At 70.7% G+C, this 22,794-nt stretch carries 21 protein-coding genes and 1 other RNA gene; 14 read left to right on the top strand and 8 right to left on the bottom strand.

Annotated elements, in window-relative coordinates:
• The first annotated feature begins 46 nt into the window (after positions 1 to 46).
• Positions 47 to 982, top strand: coding sequence for a CPBP family intramembrane glutamic endopeptidase (locus EDM04_RS05775; protein ID WP_123620202.1), 936 nt, complete (start codon positions 47 to 49; stop codon positions 980 to 982).
• 556 nt (positions 983 to 1,538) lie between these two features.
• Here EDM04_RS05775 and rnpB read toward each other — a convergent pair.
• An RNA gene (gene rnpB / locus EDM04_RS05770) (RNase P RNA component) lies at positions 1,539 to 1,851 on the bottom strand.
• A 158-nt stretch (positions 1,852 to 2,009) separates the two neighbouring features.
• Between rnpB and EDM04_RS05765 the strand changes: the two genes are divergently transcribed.
• Entirely contained in the window at positions 2,010 to 2,612 is a 603-nt protein-coding gene (locus tag EDM04_RS05765) for a TIGR00296 family protein (protein ID WP_123620201.1), read from the top strand.
• Positions 2,613 to 2,641: 29 nt separating this feature from the next.
• On the opposite strand, the gene EDM04_RS05760 is transcribed toward EDM04_RS05765, so the two are convergent.
• Together EDM04_RS05760 and EDM04_RS05755 are read right to left on the bottom strand one after the other, a co-directional pair.
• Positions 2,642 to 3,811, bottom strand: a complete 1,170-nt coding sequence (locus EDM04_RS05760; RefSeq protein WP_123620200.1) for a nicotinate phosphoribosyltransferase — start codon at positions 3,809 to 3,811, stop codon at positions 2,642 to 2,644.
• 63 nt (positions 3,812 to 3,874) lie between these two features.
• Complete coding sequence (locus tag EDM04_RS05755; RefSeq protein WP_123620199.1) at positions 3,875 to 5,641, bottom strand: Hvo_1808 family surface protein; 1,767 nt, start codon at positions 5,639 to 5,641, stop codon at positions 3,875 to 3,877.
• Positions 5,642 to 5,803: 162 nt separating this feature from the next.
• Here EDM04_RS05755 and EDM04_RS05750 point away from each other — a divergent pair, with 162 nt between their 5' ends.
• The 6 genes from EDM04_RS05750 (at position 5,804) to hisD (ending at position 10,582) form a co-directional block, all read left to right on the top strand.
• A complete protein-coding gene (locus tag EDM04_RS05750) occupies positions 5,804 to 6,382 on the top strand; it encodes a cysteine hydrolase family protein (protein ID WP_123620198.1) in 579 nt (192 codons plus the stop codon).
• A 685-nt stretch (positions 6,383 to 7,067) separates the two neighbouring features.
• Positions 7,068 to 7,634 (top strand): hypothetical protein, encoded by a 567-nt coding sequence (locus EDM04_RS05745; protein ID WP_123620197.1) that lies wholly within the window; start codon positions 7,068 to 7,070, stop codon positions 7,632 to 7,634.
• Between the two features lie 113 nt (positions 7,635 to 7,747).
• Positions 7,748 to 7,870 (top strand): HVO_2523 family zinc finger protein, encoded by a 123-nt coding sequence (locus tag EDM04_RS18465; RefSeq protein ID WP_394338978.1) that lies wholly within the window; start codon positions 7,748 to 7,750, stop codon positions 7,868 to 7,870.
• Positions 7,871 to 8,057: 187 nt separating this feature from the next.
• On the top strand, positions 8,058 to 9,023 hold the full coding sequence (locus EDM04_RS05740) for a phytoene/squalene synthase family protein (RefSeq protein WP_123620196.1): 966 nt from the start codon (positions 8,058 to 8,060) through the stop codon (positions 9,021 to 9,023).
• A 10-nt stretch (positions 9,024 to 9,033) separates the two neighbouring features.
• Positions 9,034 to 9,243 carry a hypothetical protein gene (locus EDM04_RS05735; protein WP_123620195.1) on the top strand — a complete coding sequence of 70 codons (210 nt, stop codon included), beginning with the start codon at positions 9,034 to 9,036 and terminating at the stop codon, positions 9,241 to 9,243.
• 61 nt (positions 9,244 to 9,304) lie between these two features.
• The gene (hisD, locus tag EDM04_RS05730) at positions 9,305 to 10,582 is read left to right on the top strand and encodes a histidinol dehydrogenase (protein WP_123620194.1); all 1,278 of its coding nucleotides are present in this window, start codon (positions 9,305 to 9,307) and stop codon (positions 10,580 to 10,582) included.
• Between the two features lie 71 nt (positions 10,583 to 10,653).
• On the opposite strand, the gene EDM04_RS05725 is transcribed toward hisD, so the two are convergent.
• Together EDM04_RS05725 and EDM04_RS05720 are read right to left on the bottom strand one after the other, a co-directional pair.
• The gene (locus EDM04_RS05725; protein WP_123620193.1) at positions 10,654 to 11,712 is read right to left on the bottom strand and encodes a hypothetical protein; all 1,059 of its coding nucleotides are present in this window, start codon (positions 11,710 to 11,712) and stop codon (positions 10,654 to 10,656) included.
• A complete protein-coding gene (locus EDM04_RS05720) occupies positions 11,709 to 12,170 on the bottom strand; it encodes a hypothetical protein (RefSeq protein WP_123620192.1) in 462 nt (153 codons plus the stop codon). The genes EDM04_RS05725 and EDM04_RS05720 overlap by 4 nt, the downstream gene beginning before the upstream one ends.
• Before the next feature lie 196 nt (positions 12,171 to 12,366).
• On the opposite strand from EDM04_RS05720, the gene EDM04_RS05715 reads away from it, so the two are divergent.
• Genes EDM04_RS05715 through EDM04_RS05700 form a run of 4 tightly spaced genes read left to right on the top strand, consistent with a single transcriptional unit; the run spans position 12,367 to position 17,065 of the window.
• Positions 12,367 to 13,842 carry an extracellular solute-binding protein gene (locus tag EDM04_RS05715; protein ID WP_123620191.1) on the top strand — a complete coding sequence of 492 codons (1,476 nt, stop codon included), beginning with the start codon at positions 12,367 to 12,369 and terminating at the stop codon, positions 13,840 to 13,842.
• 12 nt (positions 13,843 to 13,854) lie between these two features.
• A complete protein-coding gene (locus EDM04_RS05710) occupies positions 13,855 to 14,862 on the top strand; it encodes a carbohydrate ABC transporter permease (RefSeq protein ID WP_123620190.1) in 1,008 nt (335 codons plus the stop codon).
• Positions 14,859 to 15,935, top strand: coding sequence for a carbohydrate ABC transporter permease (locus tag EDM04_RS05705; RefSeq protein WP_394338977.1), 1,077 nt, complete (start codon positions 14,859 to 14,861; stop codon positions 15,933 to 15,935). The genes EDM04_RS05710 and EDM04_RS05705 overlap by 4 nt, the downstream gene beginning before the upstream one ends.
• Before the next feature lie 2 nt (positions 15,936 to 15,937).
• Complete coding sequence (locus EDM04_RS05700; RefSeq protein ID WP_164471098.1) at positions 15,938 to 17,065, top strand: ABC transporter ATP-binding protein; 1,128 nt, start codon at positions 15,938 to 15,940, stop codon at positions 17,063 to 17,065.
• A 63-nt stretch (positions 17,066 to 17,128) separates the two neighbouring features.
• Here EDM04_RS05700 and EDM04_RS05695 read toward each other — a convergent pair whose 3' ends face one another.
• Together EDM04_RS05695 and EDM04_RS18960 are read right to left on the bottom strand one after the other, a co-directional pair.
• Positions 17,129 to 18,205 (bottom strand): TrmB family transcriptional regulator, encoded by a 1,077-nt coding sequence (locus EDM04_RS05695; RefSeq protein WP_123620189.1) that lies wholly within the window; start codon positions 18,203 to 18,205, stop codon positions 17,129 to 17,131.
• Positions 18,202 to 18,330 carry a hypothetical protein gene (locus EDM04_RS18960; RefSeq protein WP_277424145.1) on the bottom strand — a complete coding sequence of 43 codons (129 nt, stop codon included), beginning with the start codon at positions 18,328 to 18,330 and terminating at the stop codon, positions 18,202 to 18,204. Before EDM04_RS18960 ends, EDM04_RS05695 begins: the two co-directional genes overlap by 4 nt.
• 115 nt (positions 18,331 to 18,445) lie before the next feature.
• Between EDM04_RS18960 and EDM04_RS05690 the strand changes: the two genes are divergently transcribed.
• The gene (locus tag EDM04_RS05690) at positions 18,446 to 19,858 is read left to right on the top strand and encodes a glycoside hydrolase family 68 protein (protein ID WP_123620188.1); all 1,413 of its coding nucleotides are present in this window, start codon (positions 18,446 to 18,448) and stop codon (positions 19,856 to 19,858) included.
• Here the strand turns inward: EDM04_RS05690 and EDM04_RS05685 are convergent.
• Entirely contained in the window at positions 19,853 to 22,273 is a 2,421-nt protein-coding gene (locus tag EDM04_RS05685; RefSeq protein ID WP_123620187.1) for a glycoside hydrolase family 32 protein, read from the bottom strand. The two genes, EDM04_RS05690 and EDM04_RS05685, sit on opposite strands and share 6 nt — an antisense overlap.
• Before the next feature lie 90 nt (positions 22,274 to 22,363).
• Here EDM04_RS05685 and EDM04_RS05680 point away from each other — a divergent pair, with 90 nt between their 5' ends.
• On the top strand, positions 22,364 to 22,738 hold the full coding sequence (locus EDM04_RS05680; protein WP_123620186.1) for an iron-sulfur cluster assembly accessory protein: 375 nt from the start codon (positions 22,364 to 22,366) through the stop codon (positions 22,736 to 22,738).
• The last annotated feature ends 56 nt before the right edge of the window (positions 22,739 to 22,794 follow it).

The raw sequence follows: 22,794 nt of genomic DNA, 5'->3' as shown, positions 1-22,794 counted from the left end.
GCGACGACGGACAGGCCTTTGAGCCGGCGGTTCGTACCGGGAGGTAATGAGCGATCCCTCCGAGTTCGACGCCGAGTCCGGCGACGGCGGGCGAGAGCGCGACGATCCGGCGAACACCGCCGCCCGCGACGGCGGCGAGCCCGGTGACGCCCGTACGGCGGTCGACGCCGCCGACCCGCCCGAGGAGAGAGGCGGGGGGTCCGCGCTGCGAACGGTCGGCGTCGCGTTCGGACTGGGCGTCGCGGGCATCCTCGGCCTCCTCGCCGTCACCACGCTCGTCGGGGGCGTCGTCTTCGGCGTCGCGGCGTTCACCGGGCGGGAGCCGTCGCTCCTCGGCTCGTTCGTCGTACCGTTCGTCGTCGGGCAAGTCGTCGCGTTCGTCGGCGTCAGTCTCGGCTACCTGCGGTGGCGAGGACTGAACCGCGGGGAGATCGTCGCGTACCTCGGCGTTCGGCGGCCGAGCGTCGTCGAGTCCGTGATCGCCCTGCTCGGCCCGATACTCGTGGTCGTCACGGCGCTCACCGTGAGCTCGCTCGTGTTGTTCTTCGGGACGGAGCCGGCCCAGAACCAGGGCGCGCAGATGACCCTGGAGAACCCGTCGATCATCCCGGTCATGATCGCGGCCATGCTGCTCGTCGTGGGGCCGTGCGAGGAGATCCTGTTCCGCGGCGTCATCCAGAGCCGCGCGCGGGAGACGCTCTCCGCGGTCCCGGCCATCCTCCTCGCGGCCGCCGTGTTCGCGCCCGCTCACGTGGTCTCGCTGACGGGCGGCGCGAGCGCGGTGGTGACGTCGATCAGCATCCTCTTCGTCCCGAGCCTGATCTTCGGGGCGGTGTACGAGTACACGGAGAACCTCGTCGTCGTCGCCGTGATGCACGGGCTGTACAACAGCCTCCTCCTGACGATCGGCTACATCGTCATCACGTACGGCCCCGAGGTGGAGAACGCGGGACAGGCGAGCGCGGCGCTGTTCGGGCTGTAGGTAGGGGGAGGGGCGTCGGCGTCAGAGGGACTGTTCCGCGATCGGCGTCTCCCCCAACCGTCTTACGTTGTATATAAATGAACGAGGCGGTGGCGCGTGCCTCCGAGTGGCCGATAGGCCACGAGGAGCACGCGCGAGGGACGCGGCGACCGAAGGGAGCCGCGAGGCTGGGGAGGTGTGAGGCTGCGGTGCTGTGCGGGCGGGTGGGACTCAAAGGGGCAGTCGCCGGCGGCTTCGCCGCCGGCTGCCAGAGGCGCGAAGCGCCTCGCTGTCACCGGCGCTACGCGCCGGTTTCAAGCGAGAGCTTCGCTCTCGCCCTGCCGCGAGGGCGAAGCACACCGACGTAAGCACCGCAGCGAGTGAGCGGAGCGAACGAGCGAGGAGCGCAACGAGGTGCGCGAGTCCTCGCGGCTGGGGCTTTGGAGGTCTTCACCGTCGAGCCACCGTCAATCACCTGTAAGCGAGCGGCTGGGACTTCGGAGGTTGTCGCCGCCGCTTTGCGGTTAATCACGTAGGAATGACCGACCGAAACACCTCACACTACCGAGTACGAGCGGACTGAGGGGAGTAAGCCCCCTTCGGTTCGTCCCGACATTCGGCTGAGCGTCCGCGCCGTGGCCGGACTACCTTGTGGCGCGGACTTGCACCGGCGAGGATTCGCCGTTCCATCCGTTCCCGCCCGTCGATCCTCATCGGGTTAACTCCCTTCCCTTACGGGTTGGTTCGCGCGAATCACGGGTCGAGGCGGGGGGTGTCGTTGCTGTTCCAGAGCCAGCCGTCTCCGACTCCGGGCGTGTGCCCGGTCGCCTGTCCGGCCGGTGGGGGGACTTTCCTCATGCCAGAGGCACGGGAGTCGGGCTCCCTCTGTCCGTCCGCGTCTAGCCGACGCCCGCGAATAAGGGGTTCGGTCGCCGAGGGAAATCGGCTCGCGACCCGATCGCTCGCCACCTATCCCCCCGGAGAGCGGGGGCGAGCCGCCGGGTTCCCAAGGGAAGCGTTCAAGTCGTCAGCAACGTAAGGGACTATCATGTCCGAGGCTCAGACCGTTCAGCTGTCGTACGACGACGGTGCACGAGCGGTCGAACTCGCGCGGGAGGCGGTCGAGTCGTTCGTTCGACACGGGCAGCGCGAACAACCCGGAAGCATGCGCGAGGCGTTCTACGCCCGAACCGGGGCGTTCGTCCGGCTGGAGTCCACGAGGGGGCGGGGGCGGCTCCGCGGGTGCGCCGGCGCGTGGGAGACCTCCGACCAGCTCGGTCACGCCATCGTCGAGGCCGCCATCAAGGCCGCCTCCGACGACTCCTGCGGCTCCGAGGTCGAACCGAAGGAGCTCGAAAACATCACCGTCTCCGTGTTCGTCGTCTCGAACACGGTGCTCACCAACGACCCGCTCGCCGACCTGAAGGTCGGCACGCACGGCGTCGCCGTCGACGGCGGCAACTCGCACGGCTGGCTCTACCCGACGGTCCCCGTCGAGAACGGCTGGTCCGGCGCCGAGTTCCTCTCGCGCGCCTGCCGGAAGGCCAAGCTCGCGCCGAACGCGTGGGAGGACGAGGAGACGATGGTGACGCTCATCGAGGGGCAGGTGTTCCGAGAGCGCGCCGACGGCGGCGCGGTCGAGGAGCTGTAGCGGCCGCGATCGATCCGTCCGAACCGATCCTATTCTGCCGATCGATCCGCCCCGTACCCCACCGCCTCCGCGTCCGCGAGCGCGCGCTCCGCCGCCGCGTCGAGGTCGAACGCGTCGTCGGCGACGACCTCGCCGTCGCGGATCACCGGCTCCATGAGCGGCTCGGCGCCCTCCGGCCCCTCCCGCTCCGCCAGTCCCACCGCGTGGACGCCGTCGTCGGTGCGGTAGACGGCCTTCGCGCCGGAGAGCTTGCCGCGCTTGGCGGCCGGCTCCCCGTCGACGTCGACGATGTCGAGCGCGAAGTCGACCGGGTCGGCGTTCGAGACGTACCCGCCCACGCCGAAACCGTCGACCGCGTCGCGGAGCCCCCGGAGGTCGTCGGGACCGAGTCCGCCGGAGACGTACACGTCGACGTTCCCGTGCCCCCGGGCGTCCAACTCCCACTGCACCTCCCGAATGATGTGTCGGAAGTCGCCGCGCCGCGATCCGGTGGTGTCGAGCCGGACGCCGTCGAGCCGGTCGCCGAGCGTCTCGACCGCGCGGAGCGTCTCGTCGACCTCGTCGGAGTAGGTGTCACAGAGGGCGATCCGCGGGACCGACTCGTCGACGGCCTCGTCGAAGGCGCGCCACGCCGCCTCCTGTTCGCCCCGACCGAAGCAGATCGAGAGGGCGTGTGGCATCGTCCCCGACGCCTCCCGACCGAGCAGATCGCCGGCGGCGACGTGCGAGAACCCGTCGAACCCGCCCACCAGCGCGGAGCGCTCGACCGCCGCCGTCATCGACGGGTGGACGTGGCGCGCGCCGAAGGAGAGCACCGACGAGTCCGGCGCCGCGACCCGGCAGTCGAGCGCGGCGGTCGCCATCCCGGAGGCGTGCGAGAGGAAGCCCAAAAGCGAGGTCTCCAGCCGCGCGAACGCCAGATAGGGCCCCTCGATCCGCATCACCGGGCCGCCGTCGAACAGGCGACCCTCGGGGATCGCGTCGACGTCGATCTCCCGACCCTCCAAGAGCGCGATCGCGTCCTTCAGCCCGGCGAACAGCTCGAAGTCGCCGTCGGGGAACTGGTCGGCGGTGACCTCGGCGACGACGCGGGGGTTCCGTCCCGCGTGATCCAAGGCGTCCTCGGTCCGCTCGAAGTACGCGTCCGTCGCCCGGCCGTCGCGGATCGCGGCCGCGTCGACGATGTCGAAATCGGTCATGCCCGACGGTTCGGCCGCCGGGGAGGAAAAGCCACCCGGGTCGAGCGGACTCGGCGGTAGCGATCAGGGCCGCACGCGACGCGCGAAGAGGCCCATCGCCGCGAGGAGGCCGGCGACCGCGACCGGGACGCCGAACCCGGGCACGCGGTCGTCGGTGCTGGCGTCGGGGGCGCCGGAACCGCCGTCGCTCCCGTCGGAGCCGGTGTCGGTCCCGTCGGTGTCGTTCCCGTCGTCGGTCCCGTCCGTCCCGGGCCCGTCGACGCCGACCCCGTCGTCGGTCCCGTCGGTCGAGGGCAGGTCGAGATCCGAGTCGGGTCGGAGGTCGAGCACGTCGACCGGCTCCGGGCCGTGTGCGACCGTCACGGTCGTCCCGTTCCGCTCGACGCCGTAGGCCCCGCGGAAGTCGCCGTCGGCGATCTCGTACACCTCGCCGTCGGCGTACTCGCCGTCGCCGTGAGCGGTCAGCATGCGCAGGTACGTCTCGCGGAACTCGGTCGCGTCCGCGGTCGTCTGCCACTCGGTCACCCAGACGTAGCCGTCCTCGCCGTCGGTCCCGTCCTCGCCGCTCCCGTTCCGGTAGGGGTACAGCCTGTCGCCCGCCCAGCCGTCGGTCGACTCGTGGGCGTAGTTGTAGTTCACGCGGGTCCGGAGCTCCTCGTCCGGCCGCGTGTGGATCCGGACGTTCTCCTGAACCGTCGCGTCCGGGTCCAACACCGCGTGGCGGTACTCGTAGCTCTGGTACCAGAACATCACGAACATCGACGCCTCGCCGGCCGTCTCCGAACCGTTGACCCCCTGCCCCGGATACGTCTCCCACCCGCCTGTCGCCGCGTCCTCGAAGGCGACCTCGCCGGTCTCGTAGTCGGGGTCGCGGTGGATCACCTCCGAGGTCGCGTTCGGCGGCTGATTCATCGTCTCGTTGACGGCGCTCCAGCCGCCCTCGTCGACGAGCGCCTCGACGTAGAACGCGCCGTCGGCGTACGGCTGGAGTACGGTCTGCAGGATCCCGAAGTTGTAGTCGGACGCCGATCCCCCGCCGCCACCGCCGGAGTCGGGCGGAGCGAGACAGCTCCACTCGGCGGCGCAGCGCGCGTCGTACAGCTCCTCGACGTGGACCGCCTCGCCCTCGACGATCCCGTCGACCGCGAGGTCGGCGTCCTGCGTGGCGCCGACGTAGCGTGGCCGCGCGAGGTCGTGGTACTGGTCCTGCATCGCGTGGACGAGCTCGTGCGCCAGCGTCGACGGGTCGACCTGCGGGTCCTCGCCCTCCGGGACGACGAGGACGATCCGGTCCTCCGCCGGCGAGTAGAACCCGGTGACTGCGCCGCCGAACACCTCGTCGATCGCGTCGGACGCGTTCTCGTCCTCGCCGACGACGAACAGCGCCTTCCACACCTGGTCGTTCCAGCGCTGGAACTCGGCGTCGGTCCCGCCCGCTCCCCCGCCCGCGGAGTCGTTCACGAACTCGGAGCGCGTGACGGTCTCGACCGGCACGTCCTCGCGGAAGGGGCGCTCGCGGACGTGCTCGACGCGGGCCATCGTCAGGTCGGTCAGCTCCTCCAGCTCCGACTCGGTCAGCCCGTCCGTCTGGTTGAACGAGAGGCCGTCCTCGTAGTGGGTCCCGTTCCAGCAGCCGACGAGGTCGGTCCCGTCGCCGGCGTCGCACTCGGCGGCGGTCGCGCTGGCGTGGGCCTCCCCCGAGATCGCGTCGGTCGGTCCCGCGTCGGCCGGTCCCGCGGCCGCCGGCCCCGCGGCGACGACCCCGCCGACGCCGAACGAGAGGAGGGCCATCGCGGCGGCGATAACGGAGAGGGTGAGAACCCGTCGCATAGGTTCGATTACGGCCGACCCGGTAAGTAGTTTGTCGGTGGTCGCTGCATCGACGCCGGGTCCGGGCGGCGTCGGATCGACCTGACCGCGGGCGGTGGCGTCGCGGCGACCGGACCGCGGGCGACGCCGTGGTTTTTGCACTCGGACGCCCAACCCCCGCCCATGCCCTACGATCCGACCCAGACCGCGGTGATCGTCGTCGACATGCAGAACGGCTTCTGTCACCCCGAGGGGAGCCTCTACGCCGCGCCGAGCGAGGCGGCCGTCGAGCCGGTGACCTCCCTCGTCGACCGCGCCCGCGACGCCGGCGCGGCGATCGTGTACACCCGGGACGTCCACCCCCCCGACCAGTTCGACGACACCCACTACTACGACGAGTTCGATCGGTGGGGCGAACACGTCGTCGAGGGGTCGTGGGACGCCGAGCTCGTCGACGACCTCGACGTGCGCGACGAGGACCACGTCGTCGAGAAGCACACGTACGACGCGTTCTATCAGACGGATCTGGAGGGGTACCTCGACGTACACGGCGTCAAGGACCTGCTGATCTGCGGGACGCTCGCGAACGTCTGCGTGCTCCACACCGCCGGCAGCGCCGGGCTCCGCGACTACCGGCCCGTCGTCGTCGAGGACGCGCTCGGCTACATCACCGAGGAGCACCGCGAGTACGCGGTCGACCACGCCGACTGGCTGTTCGGCGAAACGGCGACCCGCGAGTCGATCGCGTTCGAGGGCGCCTGAGCGCGAAACGCGCGCCGACGGGAGCACCGGCGACGGTTGGGAGGGGGAGCGAGTGTTGCAGATCGGGGGCGACGAGTGAGTATTTAAACGACTGTGAGTGACAGCGACGATCGCTTATAAGTGCGGTGGCGCGTGCCTCCGAGCGTCCGTAGGGCGCGAGGAGCGTCGCGCGAGGTCGCCGGGCGAAGCCCGACTGCCAGAGGGACCGAAGGTCCCTCGCTGGACGCGGCGAACGCGAGCGGCGAAGCCGCGAGCCGTGAGCCGCGAGGCTGGGGGGGTGTGAGGCTGTGCGGTTGCGGTGTGGGTGGGACTCAAAGGGGCGGCCGCGAGGACGAAGCACGGCGACGCAAGCACCGCAACGAGGGAGCGGTAGCGACCGAGTGAGGCGCGCAGCGAGCCGCGCGAGTCCTCGCGGCCGGGGCTTTGGAGGTCGTCAACACAGCGTCGATCACTTATAAATCACCAACAGCAACATCCCGATACGACTTATAAATGGCCACACCATCACACTGAGAGACGTACTCCCGCCGTCGATCAGAAGTCCGCTTCAGTTGCCGGACGGCTCAGCGGGGAGAGACGGGGATACCGGCTCGGATCTGAGACGGCCCTCTCCCAGGTTCCGACCCGTTATCAGCCGCGTGAATCGGCGTGTAACCCTTTTTACCGGCGACGGGGACGGTCGCGTATGGAACTCTCTCGACGCGGCATGCTCGGCGGGGTCGGGGCGGCGCTCGCGGTCGGCGCCGTCGGCTTCGCCGGCGCCGCCTCGGTGACGGACGGCGACGCGGTCGGCGACGCGGGCGGGCCCGGCGGAGACGCGGTCGGCGCGGGCCCTGAGGGCGCGGGCAGCGACGAGGGCGGCGAGTCCGGGTCCGTCCCGGTCGATCCCGACGCCCCGTTCGAGGCGCGGCTGCTCCGCGACGGCGACGACGACCGGCGGCTCTTCGACGCCGGCGACTTGGACCGCGTCCAGGGCGTGATCGCCGAGGGCGACGAGCACCTCGTGTACGTCTCGCTCGGCGAGGCCGGGATCGACGCGCTGCGGTCGGGGCTGGCGGACGCCGGCGCCACCGACGACCCGGCGGGGTTCGTCGTGTCGATGACGCTGGACGGGACCGAGGTCCGACGGGTCGAGCTCGACGAGGCGACGGTCTCCGCGCTGACCGACGAGGAGTGGGGCGGCGTGGTGACGCTCCCGTTCGGTCAGGCGTCGGTCGCGGAGTCGGTGTACGACTCGCTGGCCGACGCCTGACCGGGACGCCTCTCGATCTGCACCCCTCCCCGTCGAGGGCAGCGGTTATGGCGGCGGCCCCCGTTCGGGGAGGTATGAGCGACGGCGACGGGGGCGCGAACGACGCGGAGGGGGTGACGACCGACGCCGGCGGTCGGCCCTGTCCGCTCTGTGAGACGCCGATGTACCACCGTCACTGCAAGTACGTCTGCCCGGAGCACGGGGTCGTCTACGACTGCTCGGACACGTTCTACTGAGGCCGGCGATACGTCGCCGATAGCGACCCGCGAATTCGCCTCGTCCGTCCGCCTCGCGGGCGACCCGCGAGCCCGCCTACCGGAGAGCGATCGGTGCCGTGCGAACTGTTATGTTCTTGCGGTCCGACCCGTATGTTATGATCGGCGACCCGCTCTCGACCCTCCTTGCCGACTGTCAGAGGTCAGCATGGTAGAGAAAACGCAGGTTGCCCGAGGGAAGCGTATCCAGCGCCGGACCGGGAAGACGTTCCACGTCGCGACCCGGCTGCTCCCGGAGCGCATCCGCCACCCGACCTACGTGCTGTACGGCTTCTTCCGGATCGCTGACGAGGTCGTCGACGCCGAGGAGACCGCGCCGCCGGACGAGCAGCGGGCGGAGCTCGACCGGCTCCGCCGGGCCGCGCTGGGCGAGGCGGAGACCGACGACCCGGTGTTGGAGGCGTTCGCCGCGGTGTGCGACGAGCACGACATCCCGGACGGGGACGTGCACGCGTTCGTCGACGCGATGGCGAGCGACGTCGACACCGACCGGTACCAGACCTACGACGAACTCGAGTCGTACATGGACGGCTCCGCGTCCGCCGTCGGCCGGATGATGACGGCGATCATGGACCTCGACGGGGAGGCCGAGGCGAGGGCGCTCCCCCACGCGACGAAGCTCGGCGAGGCGTTCCAGATGACGAACTTCATCCGGGACGTACGCGAGGACGTGATCGAGCGCGACCGCGTGTACCTCCCGGTGGAGACGCTCCGACGGCACGGCGTGAGCGAGGAGCAGATCCTGAACCTCTCGTTCGACGCCGACGTGGCGGCCGCGGTCCGCGAGGAGCTCGCCCGGACCGAACGCCTCTACGAGGAGGGCGTCGCCGGGATCAAGTACCTCCCCGAGGACTGCCAGCTGGCGGTGTTGCTCGCGGCGGTGCTGTACGCGGACCACCACCGACTGATCCGGAACCTTGGGTACGACACGGTGTCGACGACCCCGGAGCTGTCGTTCGCGCGCAAGATCTCGCTTCTGATCCGGACCCGCTGGAAGTGGCAGTGGAACAGGGATCCCGAGGCGGTGTTCGACGAGATGTGCGGCGGCTTCGACGCCCACCGTGAATCCCGCGAGCACGGACCGCACGGGTCTGGGATCCCCCAGTCCGGCTGAGTGAGTCGCCGTGAACAGATCCCGGTTCGTCGGCCTCGCGCTCGCCGCGTTCGGCCTCGTCTTCCTGTCGTTCGTCGTCCGCGGCACGACCCGACTCGTCGCGCCCTACGAGGTCGCCGTGGCGCTGTCGGCGCCGATCCTCTTCGCCGCCGCCGCGCTGTTGGTCTGGCTGGTCGCGCTCGCGACGTTAGACGTGACCGGGATCCGACCGCTGGAGTGATCCGGTTTGCTTCCGGACTGAGAGTCGGAACGCCCTTTTGACCCCGGCTCCGAGGACGGGTATGGACGTACGAACCGTCGCCGACCTCTCGCCGGCCGAGCGTCGCGCCTTCTTCGAGCGCGACGCGGGCGTCGACGCGGTCCGCGACGACGTGAGCGGGATCGTCGACCGAGTCCGGACGGAGGGGGACGTGGCGCTGCGGGAGTTCTCCGAGGAGTTCGACGGCGTGACCGTCGGCAACATCGACGTGACGGACGACGCGGAGCGCGCGCACGCCGAGCTCGACGACGCGAACGACCCGGTGCTCGACGCGATCCGCGAGGCGGCGGCCAACGTCCGCGAGTTCCACGAGCGACAGCGCCCCGAGGACTGGCGCGAGGAGTTCGGCGACCGCGAGCTCGGGCGCCGGTTCCGCCCGCTCGACCGCGCGGGGGTGTACGTGCCCGGCGGCGCGGCGGCGTACCCCTCCAGCGCGCTGATGGGCGTGATCCCCGCGACCGTCGCGGGCGTCGACCACGTCTCGGTCGCGACCCCGCCCGCCGAGGAGCTGAACCCCGTCACGCTCGCGGCGGTCCACGAGGCCGGCGCCGACGCGGTGTATCAGGTCGGCGGCGCGCAGGCGATCGCCGCGCTCGCGTACGGCACGGAGACGGTCACGAACGCCCAGAAGGTGGTCGGCCCCGGCAACAAGTGGGTCACCGCCGCGAAGGCGGTCGTGCAGGGCGACGTCGAGATCGACTTCCTCGCCGGCCCGAGCGAGGTGCTCGTGCTCGCCGACGAGACCGCGGACCCCGAACTCGTCGCCGCCGATCTGGTCGCGCAGGCCGAGCACGACCCGAACGCCTCCGTGGTCGCGGTCACCGACGACGCTGACCTCGCCGAGGCGGTCGCGGAGGCGGTCGACGAGCAGGCCGCCGGCCGCGACCGCGAGGAGACGATCCGGGCCGCGCTCGACAACGACGCCTCAGGCGTGCTCCGCGCGAGGTCGATGCCGGAGGCGGTGCTGTTCGCCGAGGAGTACGCGGCCGAGCACCTCTCGATCGTGGCCGACGACGACGAGGCGCTCTTGGACCGGATCTCGAACGCGGGCTCGGTGTTCCTCGGGCCGTACTCGCCCGTGGCCGCCGGCGACTACGCGACCGGGACCAACCACGTGCTGCCGACGAACGGCGGCGCGAAGCGCTACGGCGGGCTCTCCGTCGACACGTTCCTCCGGTCGTCGACGGTCCAGCGGCTCGACCGCGACGCGCTCGACGGGCTCTCCGACACGATCACGACGCTCGCGGAGGCCGAGGGGCTGGAGGCCCACGCCGAGAGCGTCCGGAAGCGGTTCGAGTAAGGCGGAATCGGTTCGAGTAGGCGGAAGCGAGTCGGCGAGAGAGAGAGAGCGGAAACCGCCGGAACTCCCTCTCAGGTCCGGTCGGCGAAGACGACCGCGTCGCAGTCGGCGCAGGCGCGGACGGCGCGTTCCGGGTCCCCGCTGACGCCGCCCGGTCCGCCGCAGCAGTTCCGCAGCGTCGTCTCGCGGACCGGGCCGTCACAGACCGGACACGCGTCGAGGAACGCGCGGAGCGGTCGGGCCGCCCGCCGCGCGACCTCCTCGTCGACGCCGCGCTCGCGCAGCGTCTCGGCGGCGGCCGTCTCCGCTAACGCGATCGGCCGGCTCAGCCACGCGTCGCGGCCGCCGGCGAGCAGGATCCGGCCGTCGTGGACCTGCCCCTCGATGTCCGGCCCGGCGAGCGCCGCCGCGCGCTCGGCGAGCTCCCGGTCGGGGCCGCGACGGAGCGCGTCGATCCGGTCGGACATCGCCGACCGGAACGACTCGTCGAGGAGGAGCGTCTCGCCGTCGTCGACGAGGACGCCCGCGTCGACGAGCGTCGCCACGAGGGCCTCGGGATCGACCGGGTCGTCGCCCTCGGCGTCGCGGTCGTCGCCGCCGCTATCCGCGTCGCCGTCGCTCGGTGCGAGGCCGGCGTCGTATCCGGGATCGGGCTTCGGTTCGGTCGCCTTCGTCTCCTCCGTCTCTTCCGCTTCCTCTGTCTCTTCCGCTTCCTCTGTCTCTTCCGCCTCCTCCGTCTCTTCCGCTTCCTCTGYCTCTTCCGCCTCCTCCGTCTCTCCCGCATCCTCCGCCGCTTCGATCGTGACCTCGCCGCCGGCGATGGAGCCGGAGTCGACCCCCTCGCGGTGGTCGGGACCGATGTCGATCGGGAGCCGCGCGACGAGCCGGGGGGCGAACCGCGGCGTTCCGGGGACGACGTAGCCGCGGAGCCAGATCGCCGCGCCGCCGAGGACGGCTGCGAGGATCCCCAGCGACCGGCGGCGTCGCGAGAGCAGGGCGGCGACGACCGCGACGCCGAGAGCGTTGAGGAGGGTACAGGGGAGACAGCGGTTCTCGCCGGTGTGCTCGGGGTCGGCGACGGCGTCGGGCGCGTCTCGCAGGACCTCGAAGGGGAACCCGTCGTCGCTCACAGCTCCACCCCCGGCGTGTGCTGGAGCGGTTCGCCGTGGACGGCGCGGTAGGCCCGGGGGAACGCCGCGAGCCCGAGCGGCTGGACGACGCCGCCGAGCAGGGCGAACCACAGCGATCCGGCCGCCGTCGCCGCCGCCGCGACCCCGACGGTCGCGAGGAGGAAGAGGGCGCTGAAGTAGCCGACCCGCAGGGGGGCGGTGGCCAGCTCGCCGCGGCGCGGCCACGCGCCGACGTCGAGGACCCTCGCCCGGAAAAGCGCGATCGCGACGCTCCCGAACCCGATCGCGAGGAGCCCGGCGATCGGGACCGCGTCGGGGTACCGCGTCTGGAGGACGAGCACCGCGACGAACGCGGGCGACGACAGAATCGAGAGCTCCGCTCCCCCGAAGAACACGCGTTCGAGCCATCGAATCGCCCCGTTCCGTATTCGTCCCACGGCCGCGCCGGTTGAACCCATGACTGGGGTTCACTCGACGCTCGGGACCCATAGCCGTTCCGACGGCGTCGGAATGCGAGGGGACGCCGCGCTTCGGCGGCCGCGGAGCCCGTAGACGATCGGGGAACCGCTCGCCGCCCGCGTTCGCGTGCGCCCGATCGTGATGAGTGTTAGCATCAATAATTATATATGGGCGTATTTTGTAACAACAGGTGTAATGGTCGACAGCGAATCCGATCACGAGACCAAACGTGTGGGGGTATCGCGGCGACAGTTCTTAGAGGCGACGGGCGCGGCGGGGGCGGCCGTCGGACTGGCCGGCTGTTCCGGCGGAGGCGGGGGCGGCGACGGACCGATCCAGATCACGATGGACAGCGAGTGGGAGGGGATCTCCGACTCCCTCAGTCAGAGCCTCCACGACGCGGGGCTCGACGAGGAGATCGAGATCGAGATCCTGCCGGGCGACTTCGAGTCGGGCGCTCGCCGGTCGGAGTTCACGTCGGCGCTTGACGCCGGGCGGGCGAGTCCGGACATCTTCATGATGGACTCGGGGTGGACCATCCCGTTCATCGCGCGCGGCCAGCTCGTGAACCTGAGCGAGGAGCTCTCGTCCGAGACGCTCGATTACGTTCAGAGCGACTACCTCGACAGCGCGGTGAGCACCGCGAGCGACCCGGAGAGCGGCGATCTGTTCGGGCTGCCGCTGTTCCCGGACTACCCGGTGATGCACTACCGCAGGGACGTCGTCGAGGAGGCCGGCTACGACCCCGAGGGCGAGAACTGGGCGACCGAGCCGATGAGCTGGCAGGAGTTCGCCGAGATGGCCGCCGACGTGTGGGAGCAGAACGGCGGCCCCGACGGCGGCGACTTCGACTACGGGTTCACCACGCAGGCCGACAACTACGTCGGGCTCGCCTGCTGTACGTTCAACGAGACGATGACCTCCTTCGGCGGCGCGTACTTCGGGGACCACGAGAACCTCTTCGGACCGATCGGCGACCGGCCGATCACGGTCAACGAGGAGCCCGTCCACGACACGATCCGCATGATGCGGTCGTTCATGGAGGGGCCCGACGCGGAGTACGCCCACCCGGACTTCCCGCAGATCTCGACGACGGACCTGCTCTCGTTCACCGAGGAACCGGCTCGCGAGCCGTTCACGGGCGGGAACGCGATCTTCATGCGCAACTGGCCGTACGCGATCCCGATCAACCTCGACTCCGACAGCTTCGACGCGGAGGCCTACGACGTGATGCCGCTCCCGTACGGCGTCGAGGCGGGCGAGGGCGCCTACGAGGGCACCGGCGGCCCCGCCGGGGCGCTCGGCGGCTGGCACCTCACGATCAACCCGAACACCTCGCGGCTCGACGAGTGCGTGCAGGTGCTCGAGGCGTTCGCCAACGAGGAAGTCATGACGAACAACTTCGCCGAGGGCGGGTACCTGCCGCCGGACCCGTCGGTCACCGAGTCGGTCGATCCCGACGACGTGGGCGCGCTCGGCGACTTCCTCGACACGCTCGCGGTCGCCGGCCAGAACACGGTCCCGCGTCCCGTCACCGTGGCGTGGCCCGACCAGAGCCCGCAGGTCGCCTCCGAGGTCTCGGCCGCGTATCAGGCCGAGAAGTCGCCCGAAGACGCCATGGCCGACTTGGAGAGCTCGCTCGAATCGGTCGAGTCCGACCTGGCGGAGTAGCGAGGACAGAGCATGTCAACCGACACGCGAGCGGACGAGGGAGGGTCACTGCTCGCCCGGCCGCTCGACTGGCTGGAGACGCAGAGCGAGGAGGTGTACGCCTACGTCCTGTTAGCCCCGGCGTTCCTGCTGCTCGCGGTCGTCGCTTTCTACCCCCTGATCGAGACGTTCCGGTTCTCGCTGCTCGCGGACGCCGTCGCCTCGGCCGACCCGTTCGGCGAGTTCGTCGGGTTCGACAACTACGTCGCGCTGTTGACCGGCGACACGAACTTCACCCAACAGTTCGTCTCGATCTCGACCACGGACTCGTTCCCGTTCGTCGGGTTCGACGCGCCGTTCCTCCAGCAGGCGCTGTTCGTCACGCTGGCGTTCGCGATACTGAGCGTCCTGTTCGAGACGCTGATCGGGTTCGGACAGGCCCTCGTGCTCGACCAGGACTTCTACGGTCGTCGGTGGGTCCGGGTATCGATCATCATCCCGTGGGCGATCCCGATCGTCATTCAGGGGATGATCTTCTTCCTCCTCTTTAACCCGACCATCGGCTTCGGGACCGAGTTCATGCAGTGGCTCGGCGTGTTCGGCGACAACCCGCTGTCGAGCAGCACGGACTCGTTCCTCATCGTGTTGGTCGCCGACATCTGGAAGACGACCGCCTTCATGGCGCTGCTGATTCTGGCGGGGCTCCAGAGCATCGACCGCGGGCTCTACGACGTGGCGAAGGTGTCGGGGGCCTCGCCGTGGCAGCGGTTCCGGTACATCACCCTGCCGCTCGTGGCGCCGGCGCTGCTCGTCGCGATGCTGTTCCGGACGATGGACGCGATGCGCATCTACGGGCTGATCGACTCCACGGCGGGCTGTGAGACCGTCCCGTCGCTGACCTGTCTCGTGATCATCGCGCTGCAGGAGAGCCGGCGCTGGGCGACGGCCTCCGCGGTGGCGTTCCTGACCGCGGTCGTCATCAGCGCGTTCGTCCTGGTGTATCTGCTCGCGCTGCGCAACAGCGACGGAGGTGTCGCATGAGCGCCGACCGCGCGGCCGACGAGCCGGCCGATGCGCCCGACGAGGTCGATCCGACCGTCGAGATGGCCGATCAGGCCGGCCTCGACGAGCCCGATCTCGACCGCGGCATCGTGGAGGCGTGGGCGGCGAAGATGATCTCCAACCCGGACCGCGCGTACCGAGCGACCTTCTACGTCGCAACCATCTTCTTCCTCGTCACGACGCTGTTCCCGTTCTACTGGCTGTTCGTGATCGCGGTGACGCCGCGGAACGCGCTCAGCACCACCGGGGTGTTAACGCCCGGCGGGACGCCCCGCGTCGACGTCGATCTGCCGCTGATCGACGCCGCGCTCTCGGTGCCGGTCGGGATCGGCGAGATCAACCTGGCGTCGTTCGCCCAGATCTTCACGACGCTCCCGTTCCACCGGTACATCTTCAACAGCTTCCTGATCGCGACGGTGGCGACGGTGGCGGTGCTGCTCGTCGGGAGCCTCGCCGGCTACGTGTTCGGCCGGCTCCGGTTCCGGGGACGCAACGCGATGCTCCTGTTGGTGCTCGTCACGTCCTTCTTCCCGCCGGCGGCCTTCTTCATCCCGCTGAACCGGCTGTTCAACACCAACGTCGACGTGTTGCGGCCGCTGATCTCGGCGGGGTCGCTGTACAACACCCCGTACGCGATCTTCATCCCGCTGTCGGCGATCTTCCTGCCGCTGTCGATCTTCATTCTGATGACGTTCTACTCGCAGATCCCGGACGGGCTGGAGGACGCGGCCCGCGTGGAGGGGACGACCCGGATCGGCGCGCTGTTCCGCGTCATCGTCCCCCTGTCGGCGCCCGGCGTCGCGACCGCCGGCGTGTTGACGTTCATCTCGGTGTACAACGAGTACTTCTTCAGCTCGCTGATGACCGACGGGCAGCCGGGGAACTGGGCCCCGATGCTCGAGGGGATACTGCGGTTCCAGGGCGAGTTCGAGGTGCTGTACAACCTCATGGCCGCCGCCAGCATCGTCGCGGTGCTACCGGTCGCCATCCTCGTCGTCGTCGCACAGGAGAAGATCGTGAGCGGGCTCACCACGGGGGCGGTCAAGGAGTAACCATGGCATCAGTCACACTAGAGGGAATCACGAAACGGTACGAGGACGTAACGGCAGTCGACGACATGACCCTGGAGATCGAGGACGGCGAGTTCGTCACCTTCGTCGGTCCCTCCGGGTGCGGGAAGTCGACCACGATGGAGACGATCGCCGGGCTCACGCTGCCCACCGAGGGCACGATCGAGATCGGCGGGCGCGACGTGACGGACCTCCCGCCGAAGGACCGGGGGATCTCCATGGTGTTCCAGAACATCGCGCTGTTCCCGCACATGGACGTGTACGACAACATCTCCTTCGGGCTCCGGCTCCGGAAGTACGACCAGGAGGAGGTGGACCGGCGCGTCGAGGAGGCGGCCGACATCGTCCAGCTGGAGGGGATGATGGACCGGATGCCGAAGGAGATGTCCGGCGGGCAGCGCCAGCGCGTCGCGATCGCCCGCGCCATCGTCCGGAACCCGGACGCGTTCCTGATGGACGAGCCGCTGGCGAACCTCGACGCGGAGCTGCGGGTCCACATGCGGACCCAGCTCCAGCGGCTCCACCGGGAGCTCGACACGACGATCATCTACGTCACGCACGACCAGGCGCAGGCGATGACGATGTCCGACCGCATCGCCGTCATCAACGGCGGCGTGCTCCAGCAGGTGGCGCCGCCGCTCGAGTGTTACAACGAGCCGGCGAACCGGTTCGTCGCCGGCTTCATCGGGTCGCCCGCGATGAACTTCATCGAGGGGGAGGTCGTCGACGACGGCTTCGAGTCCCAGTACACGCGGATCGACTTCGACCCCGCGGCCCACGGGGTCACCCCCGGCCAAGAGGTCACGGTCGGGATCCGCCCCGAAGACGTGTTCTTAGAGCGGGACTCCCGGAAGGCGGCCTCGCCGACGAAGGCGTTCGACGCCGTCGTCGACGTCATCGAGCCGATGGGGAAGGAGGTCAACGCCTACCTGCTGTTCGACCGCGACGTGGAGGCGAGCGCCGAGGGGCGCGGCGAGGGCCAGCTGCTCATCAACCTCGCTCCCGACACGGAGATCGGAGAGGACGACGACGTCCGGATCGTGATGGACCGCGAGAACGTCCACCTGTTCGACCGGGCGAGCGGCAACGCGATCACCCACTCGCTGGAGTGAGGGGGTCGCCGGAGTAGCGCGCTCCGTCGCGAGAAATCCGTTTTTCGGGAGAACAACCCGCGCTCACTCCACGTCGACGACCGTGATCCGGTGCGCTTCGACGGCCTCGACCATCGCGCCCCAGCCGCCGACCTCGACGGGGCCGTCGTCGGTCTCGACCACGAGGGCGACCCGGCCGCCGTAGCTCGCGACGGTCTCGGCGGCCACGTCGTCGTCGCCGGTGACGATGACCTCGGAGAGGGCCCCCTCGACGACGCGGTCGGCCCCGGTGTCGGTGTCGGTCCCCTCGATCCGGACCCGCACCGCGTCGCCGTTCCGGAGGAGCGGGGCCACGTCGCGGACGCAGTACCGGATGTCGATGTAGTCGATCGGCGGCTCGTCGCCGATGGACGTGTAGATCGGCCCCCACGTGTCCCACTGGGTCGTGAGGAAGTACCAGTGGAACACGTACGTGTGGGTGCGGTCGTCGACGAGCACGCCGTACTCGTTGGTCGACCCGGCGTGGGGCGCGAAGCAGGTCCGCGTCCGGTCGACGATCACCACGAACGGGGATGGGAGCCGCCGGTGGCGCGCCTCCGAGCAGACGTCGGCGAGGTTCTCGGGGTCGGGGAGCGAGTCAGTGCTCCCGTCCGGAGTGTGGATGGAGAGGTTGACCCGCACGCCGTTCTCGGTTGCCGCCTGCAGCGCGGGGCGGAGCCGCTCGAAGTGCTCGACGCCGAGCGAGACGTTCACCTGCGTCTCGGCGTCGCGGATGAACTCGTCGGCGTTCTTGATCACCGTCTCGAAGCGGGTGACGATGCTGACGGTTGACTGCTCGACGGAGGGCTCGTTCCACCGGCGCTCGATCTCCTCGGTCGCCTCGGTGAACCGGTTCGCCCGCGTTCGGAGGTCGTCGGTGATCTCGTCGAGGCTGTTGGCGCGGGCGTACAGCGACTCCTGCTCGTAGGTCTCGATGTAGCCGGCGCTCTCCAAGTCGCGTAACACGTCGTAGATCCGGGGGTCGGGGACCCCGCTGGCGTCGGCGACCCGAGTGACGGGCGCGGAGCCGAGCTCGAGAACGGTTACGTAGGCGTCCGCCTGATACGGCGAGAGCCCGGCGTCCTCCAGCGTCTCGGTGAGTTCTGCGCGGTCCACGTTCATCCCCCGCGTGCGGTCGCGTGGCGGCCCGCGCGGTCGCGGCGGCCGCCGTGGTCGGGGGGCGCCGCCGCGATCCGGCCGCCGTCCCCGCCTCTCGGTCGATATCGTTCGGTGCGTGTTCCTACCATGTCCGTAGCTACCACGGCCGTGATAAAACGTTTTATTTCCGTGACGAGGGGCCGTCACCGAGGAATCGGCGTTCCGACTGAAAAGGCTTTATTCGGTCGCTGAGGGAGGAAGCGTATGCACGAGACGCCGGAGAGCGACGGCGGTCGCCCGCGGTCGCGGTGGACCAGAGCGCAGGCCGCGTCGATCGAGCGCCGCCGCGGAACCGTCGCGCCGCCGGCCGGCGCGCCCGAGATCGACCCCTTCCCGGAGCTCCACGTCTGGGACACGTGGCTGCTCCGCGACCGGCACGGCGAGATCGCCGACGTGGACGGGTACCGGCTGGCGTTCTCGCTGACGGCCCCCGCGGACCTCCTCCCTGGAAAGCGCCACGACGTGGCCGAGATACGGTGTTTCTACTCGCCGGACGGGAGGGAGTGGCGCGACGCCGGACCGGTCTTCGACGGCGGCGCGCTGGGCCGGCGGCAGTGGGCCGGCTCCGCGCTGTACGACGACGGCGACTGCTACCTCTACTACACCGCCGCCGGCGACGAGACCGCGGAGGAGATGACGTACACCCAGCGGATCGCCGTCGCGCACGGCGGGACGGTCAGCGTCGGGAACGACGGCGTCGAGCTCGCGGGGCCGTGGACCCACGAGACCCTGCTGACGCCGGACGGCGAGCGGTACGAGACCGAGGCGCAGTCGCGCGGGATGACCTACACCTTCCGGGACCCGTGGTTCTTCGAGGACCCGGCGACGGGCGAGACGCACCTGTTGTTCGAGGCGAACGTCCCCGCGCCGGAGCGGGAGGGAGACGACCGGGAGACGACGCACCGGCGGTCGTTCAACGGCTGCGTCGGGGTGGCGGTCTCGGAATCCGGCGACCCGCTCTCGTGGGAGCTCCGCCCGCCGCTGCTCGACGCGATCGAGGTCAACCAAGAGCTCGAGCGCCCGCACGTCGTCGTCGCCGGCGGTCGCTACTACCTGTTCGTCTGCAGCCACGTCCACACGTTCGCGCCGGGCGTGACCGGTCCGGACGGGCTCTACGGGTTCGTCGCCGACGCCTTCGACGGCGAGTACCGCCCCCTGAACGACACCGGACTGGTCGCCACGACCCCGCCCGAGGCGCCGTTTCAGGCCTATTCGTGGATGGCGTTCGCGCACGACGAGGAGGTGCTCGTCCAGAGCTTCCTCAACTACTTCGACTTCGCGGGCGACTCGCTCGACGCGATCGCCGACCTCCCCGAGGCCGAGCAGCGCGAGCGGTTCGGCGGGACGCTCGCGCCGACGCTCCGGCTCGCGATCGAGGGAGACCGCACTCGGCTCCTCGGGACGCTCGACGCGTGGCGGATCCCGACGCCGGACGAGCCGCTTCCGGCGGTCGACGGCTCGGAGCTCCCGGACGCCGACAAGTTGGGCGGCCGGATCCGCGAGGGCGGGAGCGTCGGCGGGTACGTCGGGGGACCGAGCGGAGCGATCGAGGGAGGAGAAGGCGGTGGCCAGGCCATTAACGGAGACGACGGAAACGCCTCCGAGGAGCGCTCATAACCGATCGTCCGTCGGCATCGCCTCACCGAGCTCCCACGCCGACAGCGCGATCTCCGCGCGACCGCCCTCGGCGCGGGCGGAGACGCCGACCGCGTCGTCGCGGGTCGGATACACCCGGCTCGTGAGACAGCGCCGCCCGTTCGCGTATATCTCGATCACGGACCGGTCGAGGAAGACGCGCAGGGAGAGCGGCTCGTCGTAGGGCGGGACCGCCATCGACTGCGCGTCGGCGAACGCGCGCGGGTCCCGGGTCGACGGGGCCCGATCGACCGACAGCGTCCCGTCGCGCGCGTAGCGGATCGGGGTGTGTTCGGACCGGTCCGGCGTCTCGAACACGGAGAGCTCGACCGCCTCGGCGTCGTCGAGCGCGATCTCCGCCTCGATCTCGATCGCGGCGCCCGAGACGCCGAGCCGGCGGCGGTCGTCGGGCGCGAGATCGATCGTTTCGTCGGCGGCGAGCCGCTCGGTCCGGAGGTCGGTCACCTCGTCGGCCGGGCGCTGGCGGAGGTCGCCGTCGGGCCCGGTCTCGATCACGCGGGGAAGCGAGAGCGCGCCGGACCAACCGGCGTCCCACTGCGCGTCCACGTCGCGGGCCTCGGGGAGCCAGCCCCAGGTGAGCGAGCGGTCCGCGTCGCCGGCGGCGGCGGCGGCGTCACCCCCGCCCGCGTCCGTCAGCGACTGCGGCGCGTAGAAGTCGCCGTGGTCGAGCAGTCCCTCGGACTCGACCGCGAACTCGCCGTCCTCGACGTCGCCGAGGAAGTAGACGACGTTCTCGTAGTCGGAGACGTGGAGGAGCCGTCGGTCACCCAGATCGAGCAGTTCGGGGCACTCCCACACCGCGCCGGCGTCGGGTCCGCCCGCGAGCAGGGGTCCCTCGTAGGTCCACTCGGTGAGCGTGTCGGAGGTGTACAGCAGGGCCGCGCCGCCGCCGTCGGCGAGCCCCGTCCCTACCAGGTGGTGCCAGCGCCCGTCCTCGCGCCAGACGTTGTGGTCGCGGAACTCCGCGCGCCAGTGGTCCGTCTCGAGCACGTCGAGGTCGGCCGGCGGCGACTCGATGACGGGGTTCCCCTCGTACTTCTCCCACGTCCGGAGGTCGGGATCGCCCGTCGTCGCGAGACAGGGGAGCTGGTCCCGGCCGTTGCCGCCCGTGTACAGCAGGGTCGGGGTGCCGTCGTCGTCGACCGCACAGCCCGACCAGCAGCCGTCGCGGTCGGGGCCGTCCGGAGAGGGCGAGAGCGCGACCGGCTCGTCGCGCCACGTCGCGAGGTCGTCGCTGACGGCGTGGCCCCAGTGGATCGTGTTGTGGAACGGGCCGGCGGGGTTGTACTGGTAGAAGACGTGGTAGCTCCCGTCCCACCGGATCAGCCCGTTCGGGTCGTTCAGCCAGTTCGCGGGCGGCGCGAGGTGGTACTTCGGTCGGCCCCCGGGACCGTCCTCGCCGGCGGCGACCCGGTCGCGGAGCCGGCGCATGTCGCCCGCGTCGGTCGGCCGGGCGGGGGTCCCGTCGTCGGCCGCGAGGCTCCGGAGACAGCCGGCGACGAGGCGGTCGCGCGTCTCCGCGAGTCCCGCGGCGTCGGGGTCGCGGGCCTCGAGGTCGTCGCCCGCCGCCGGCGGGTCGGCGAACAGCAGGGGGGCGCCGAGCCCGAGGACCGCGCCCGCGGGGCCGCCGTGCTCGTCGGATTCATGGTGCTCTCCGCGCTCGTCGCGCTCGCCCCCCTCGCCAACCCGCCACGAGACCGCCGTCACCTCGTCCGGGACCGCGGTGTCGCCGCGGACCGTCGAGGCGAGGGGCTCGCCGCGCTCGGGGAGCACGCGCTCGTACCGGACCGCCGGGACCGCGCCGCGCGCTCGGACGGGATGCCGGAGCCCCTCCAGCGACGCCAGCGCCGGGTGATCGGCGTACAGGGAGCGCCACAGGACGCCGGTCGGTTCCGCGAGCGACTCCTCGCCGACCCGGTCCGGCGGGACCGACTCCGCGGAGAGGCGGTCGACCGAGGCCATCGCGCGGAGCGTCAGGAGGAGACCGCCGCCGTCGGCGAGGTACCGGTCGAGCGCGCTCGCCGCGTCACCGAGCGGGTCGCTGTCGACGAGGGGGGCCGCGCGGTGCCACCAGAGCGCGTCGAACCGCCGGAGCGGGTCGTTCCCGGGACCGCTGTCGCCGACGCCCGGACCGGGATACGCTTCCGCGGATTCGTCCGTCGCGGGGGACTCCGAGGCGGTCGCGGTCCGGGCTGACGGCTCCGAGGTCGGGGCGGCCGGGTCCGCCGCGGTCGGCGGTGTCTCGGCCAGATCGCCGAGTTCGACCGTTTCGACCGCGATCCCGCCGCGCGCGGCCAGCCAGTCGGCCGCGGCGCGCTGCTCCTCGGAGCGGTCCCCGTCGGTGAGGATCCCGACGCGGGACGGCGGCGACGTCATACTCGCGTTCACTCGCCACCGAGTCAAAACCGTGTCGCCCGGCCCGCCGGCGCCGGCAGGGTTTTTAGCGCTCGGACGGAACGTGTTCGCATGAGCACCGAAACGGTCGACACGGGGACCGAGGAGAGTGACCCGGCGATCGAAGTGACCGTAGACGCCGCAGAGGAGGCGCTCTCCCTGCTGGAGGGCGAGGGTCTCGACACGGAGGAGGCCGGGCTCCGCCTGTTCGTCCAGCAGGGCGGCTGTGCGGGCCTCTCGTACGGGATGCGGTTCGACACGGAACCGGAAGACGACGACCTCGTCGTCGAACACCACGGGCTGCGCGTGTTCGTCGACCCGGCGAGCCGGAACTACATCGGCGGGAGCAAGCTCGACTACGAGCACGGCCTGCAGGCCGCCGGCTTCGAGGTCGAGAACCCGAACGTCGTCTCCGAGTGCGGCTGCGGCGAGTCGTTCCGGACGTAGTCGGGTCGTTGGCGGTTCACTGGCGGTTGAGCGCGGACCGCCGGCGGTCCSCGCTC

It is taken from the genome of Halorubrum sp. CSM-61, assembly GCF_003781945.1.
In the GTDB taxonomy this organism is placed as follows: domain Archaea; phylum Halobacteriota; class Halobacteria; order Halobacteriales; family Haloferacaceae; genus Halorubrum.
Note: the sequence above shows the minus strand (reverse complement) of the source record. Positions and strands in the feature narration are given on the sequence as shown.

What these genes read in the sequence shown, in the direction of transcription:
- EDM04_RS05775 (WP_123620202.1), top strand. Translation starts at nt 47, where the DNA reads ATGAGCGATCCCTCCGAGTTCGACGCCGAGTCCGGCGACGGCGGGCGA.
- EDM04_RS05765 (WP_123620201.1), top strand. Translation starts at nt 2,010, where the DNA reads ATGTCCGAGGCTCAGACCGTTCAGCTGTCGTACGACGACGGTGCACGA.
- EDM04_RS05760 (WP_123620200.1), bottom strand. Translation starts at nt 3,811, where the DNA reads ATGACCGATTTCGACATCGTCGACGCGGCCGCGATCCGCGACGGCCGG.
- EDM04_RS05755 (WP_123620199.1), bottom strand. Translation starts at nt 5,641, where the DNA reads ATGCGACGGGTTCTCACCCTCTCCGTTATCGCCGCCGCGATGGCCCTC.
- EDM04_RS05750 (WP_123620198.1), top strand. Translation starts at nt 5,804, where the DNA reads ATGCCCTACGATCCGACCCAGACCGCGGTGATCGTCGTCGACATGCAG.
- EDM04_RS05745 (WP_123620197.1), top strand. Translation starts at nt 7,068, where the DNA reads ATGGAACTCTCTCGACGCGGCATGCTCGGCGGGGTCGGGGCGGCGCTC.
- EDM04_RS05740 (WP_123620196.1), top strand. Translation starts at nt 8,058, where the DNA reads ATGGTAGAGAAAACGCAGGTTGCCCGAGGGAAGCGTATCCAGCGCCGG.
- hisD (WP_123620194.1), top strand. Translation starts at nt 9,305, where the DNA reads ATGGACGTACGAACCGTCGCCGACCTCTCGCCGGCCGAGCGTCGCGCC.
- EDM04_RS05720 (WP_123620192.1), bottom strand. Translation starts at nt 12,170, where the DNA reads ATGGGTTCAACCGGCGCGGCCGTGGGACGAATACGGAACGGGGCGATT.
- EDM04_RS05715 (WP_123620191.1), top strand. Translation starts at nt 12,367, where the DNA reads ATGGTCGACAGCGAATCCGATCACGAGACCAAACGTGTGGGGGTATCG.
- EDM04_RS05710 (WP_123620190.1), top strand. Translation starts at nt 13,855, where the DNA reads ATGTCAACCGACACGCGAGCGGACGAGGGAGGGTCACTGCTCGCCCGG.
- EDM04_RS05705 (WP_394338977.1), top strand. Translation starts at nt 14,859, where the DNA reads ATGAGCGCCGACCGCGCGGCCGACGAGCCGGCCGATGCGCCCGACGAG.
- EDM04_RS05700 (WP_164471098.1), top strand. Translation starts at nt 15,938, where the DNA reads ATGGCATCAGTCACACTAGAGGGAATCACGAAACGGTACGAGGACGTA.
- EDM04_RS05695 (WP_123620189.1), bottom strand. Translation starts at nt 18,205, where the DNA reads ATGAACGTGGACCGCGCAGAACTCACCGAGACGCTGGAGGACGCCGGG.
- EDM04_RS18960 (WP_277424145.1), bottom strand. Translation starts at nt 18,330, where the DNA reads ATGGTAGGAACACGCACCGAACGATATCGACCGAGAGGCGGGGACGGC.
- EDM04_RS05690 (WP_123620188.1), top strand. Translation starts at nt 18,446, where the DNA reads ATGCACGAGACGCCGGAGAGCGACGGCGGTCGCCCGCGGTCGCGGTGG.
- EDM04_RS05685 (WP_123620187.1), bottom strand. Translation starts at nt 22,273, where the DNA reads ATGACGTCGCCGCCGTCCCGCGTCGGGATCCTCACCGACGGGGACCGC.
- EDM04_RS05680 (WP_123620186.1), top strand. Translation starts at nt 22,364, where the DNA reads ATGAGCACCGAAACGGTCGACACGGGGACCGAGGAGAGTGACCCGGCG.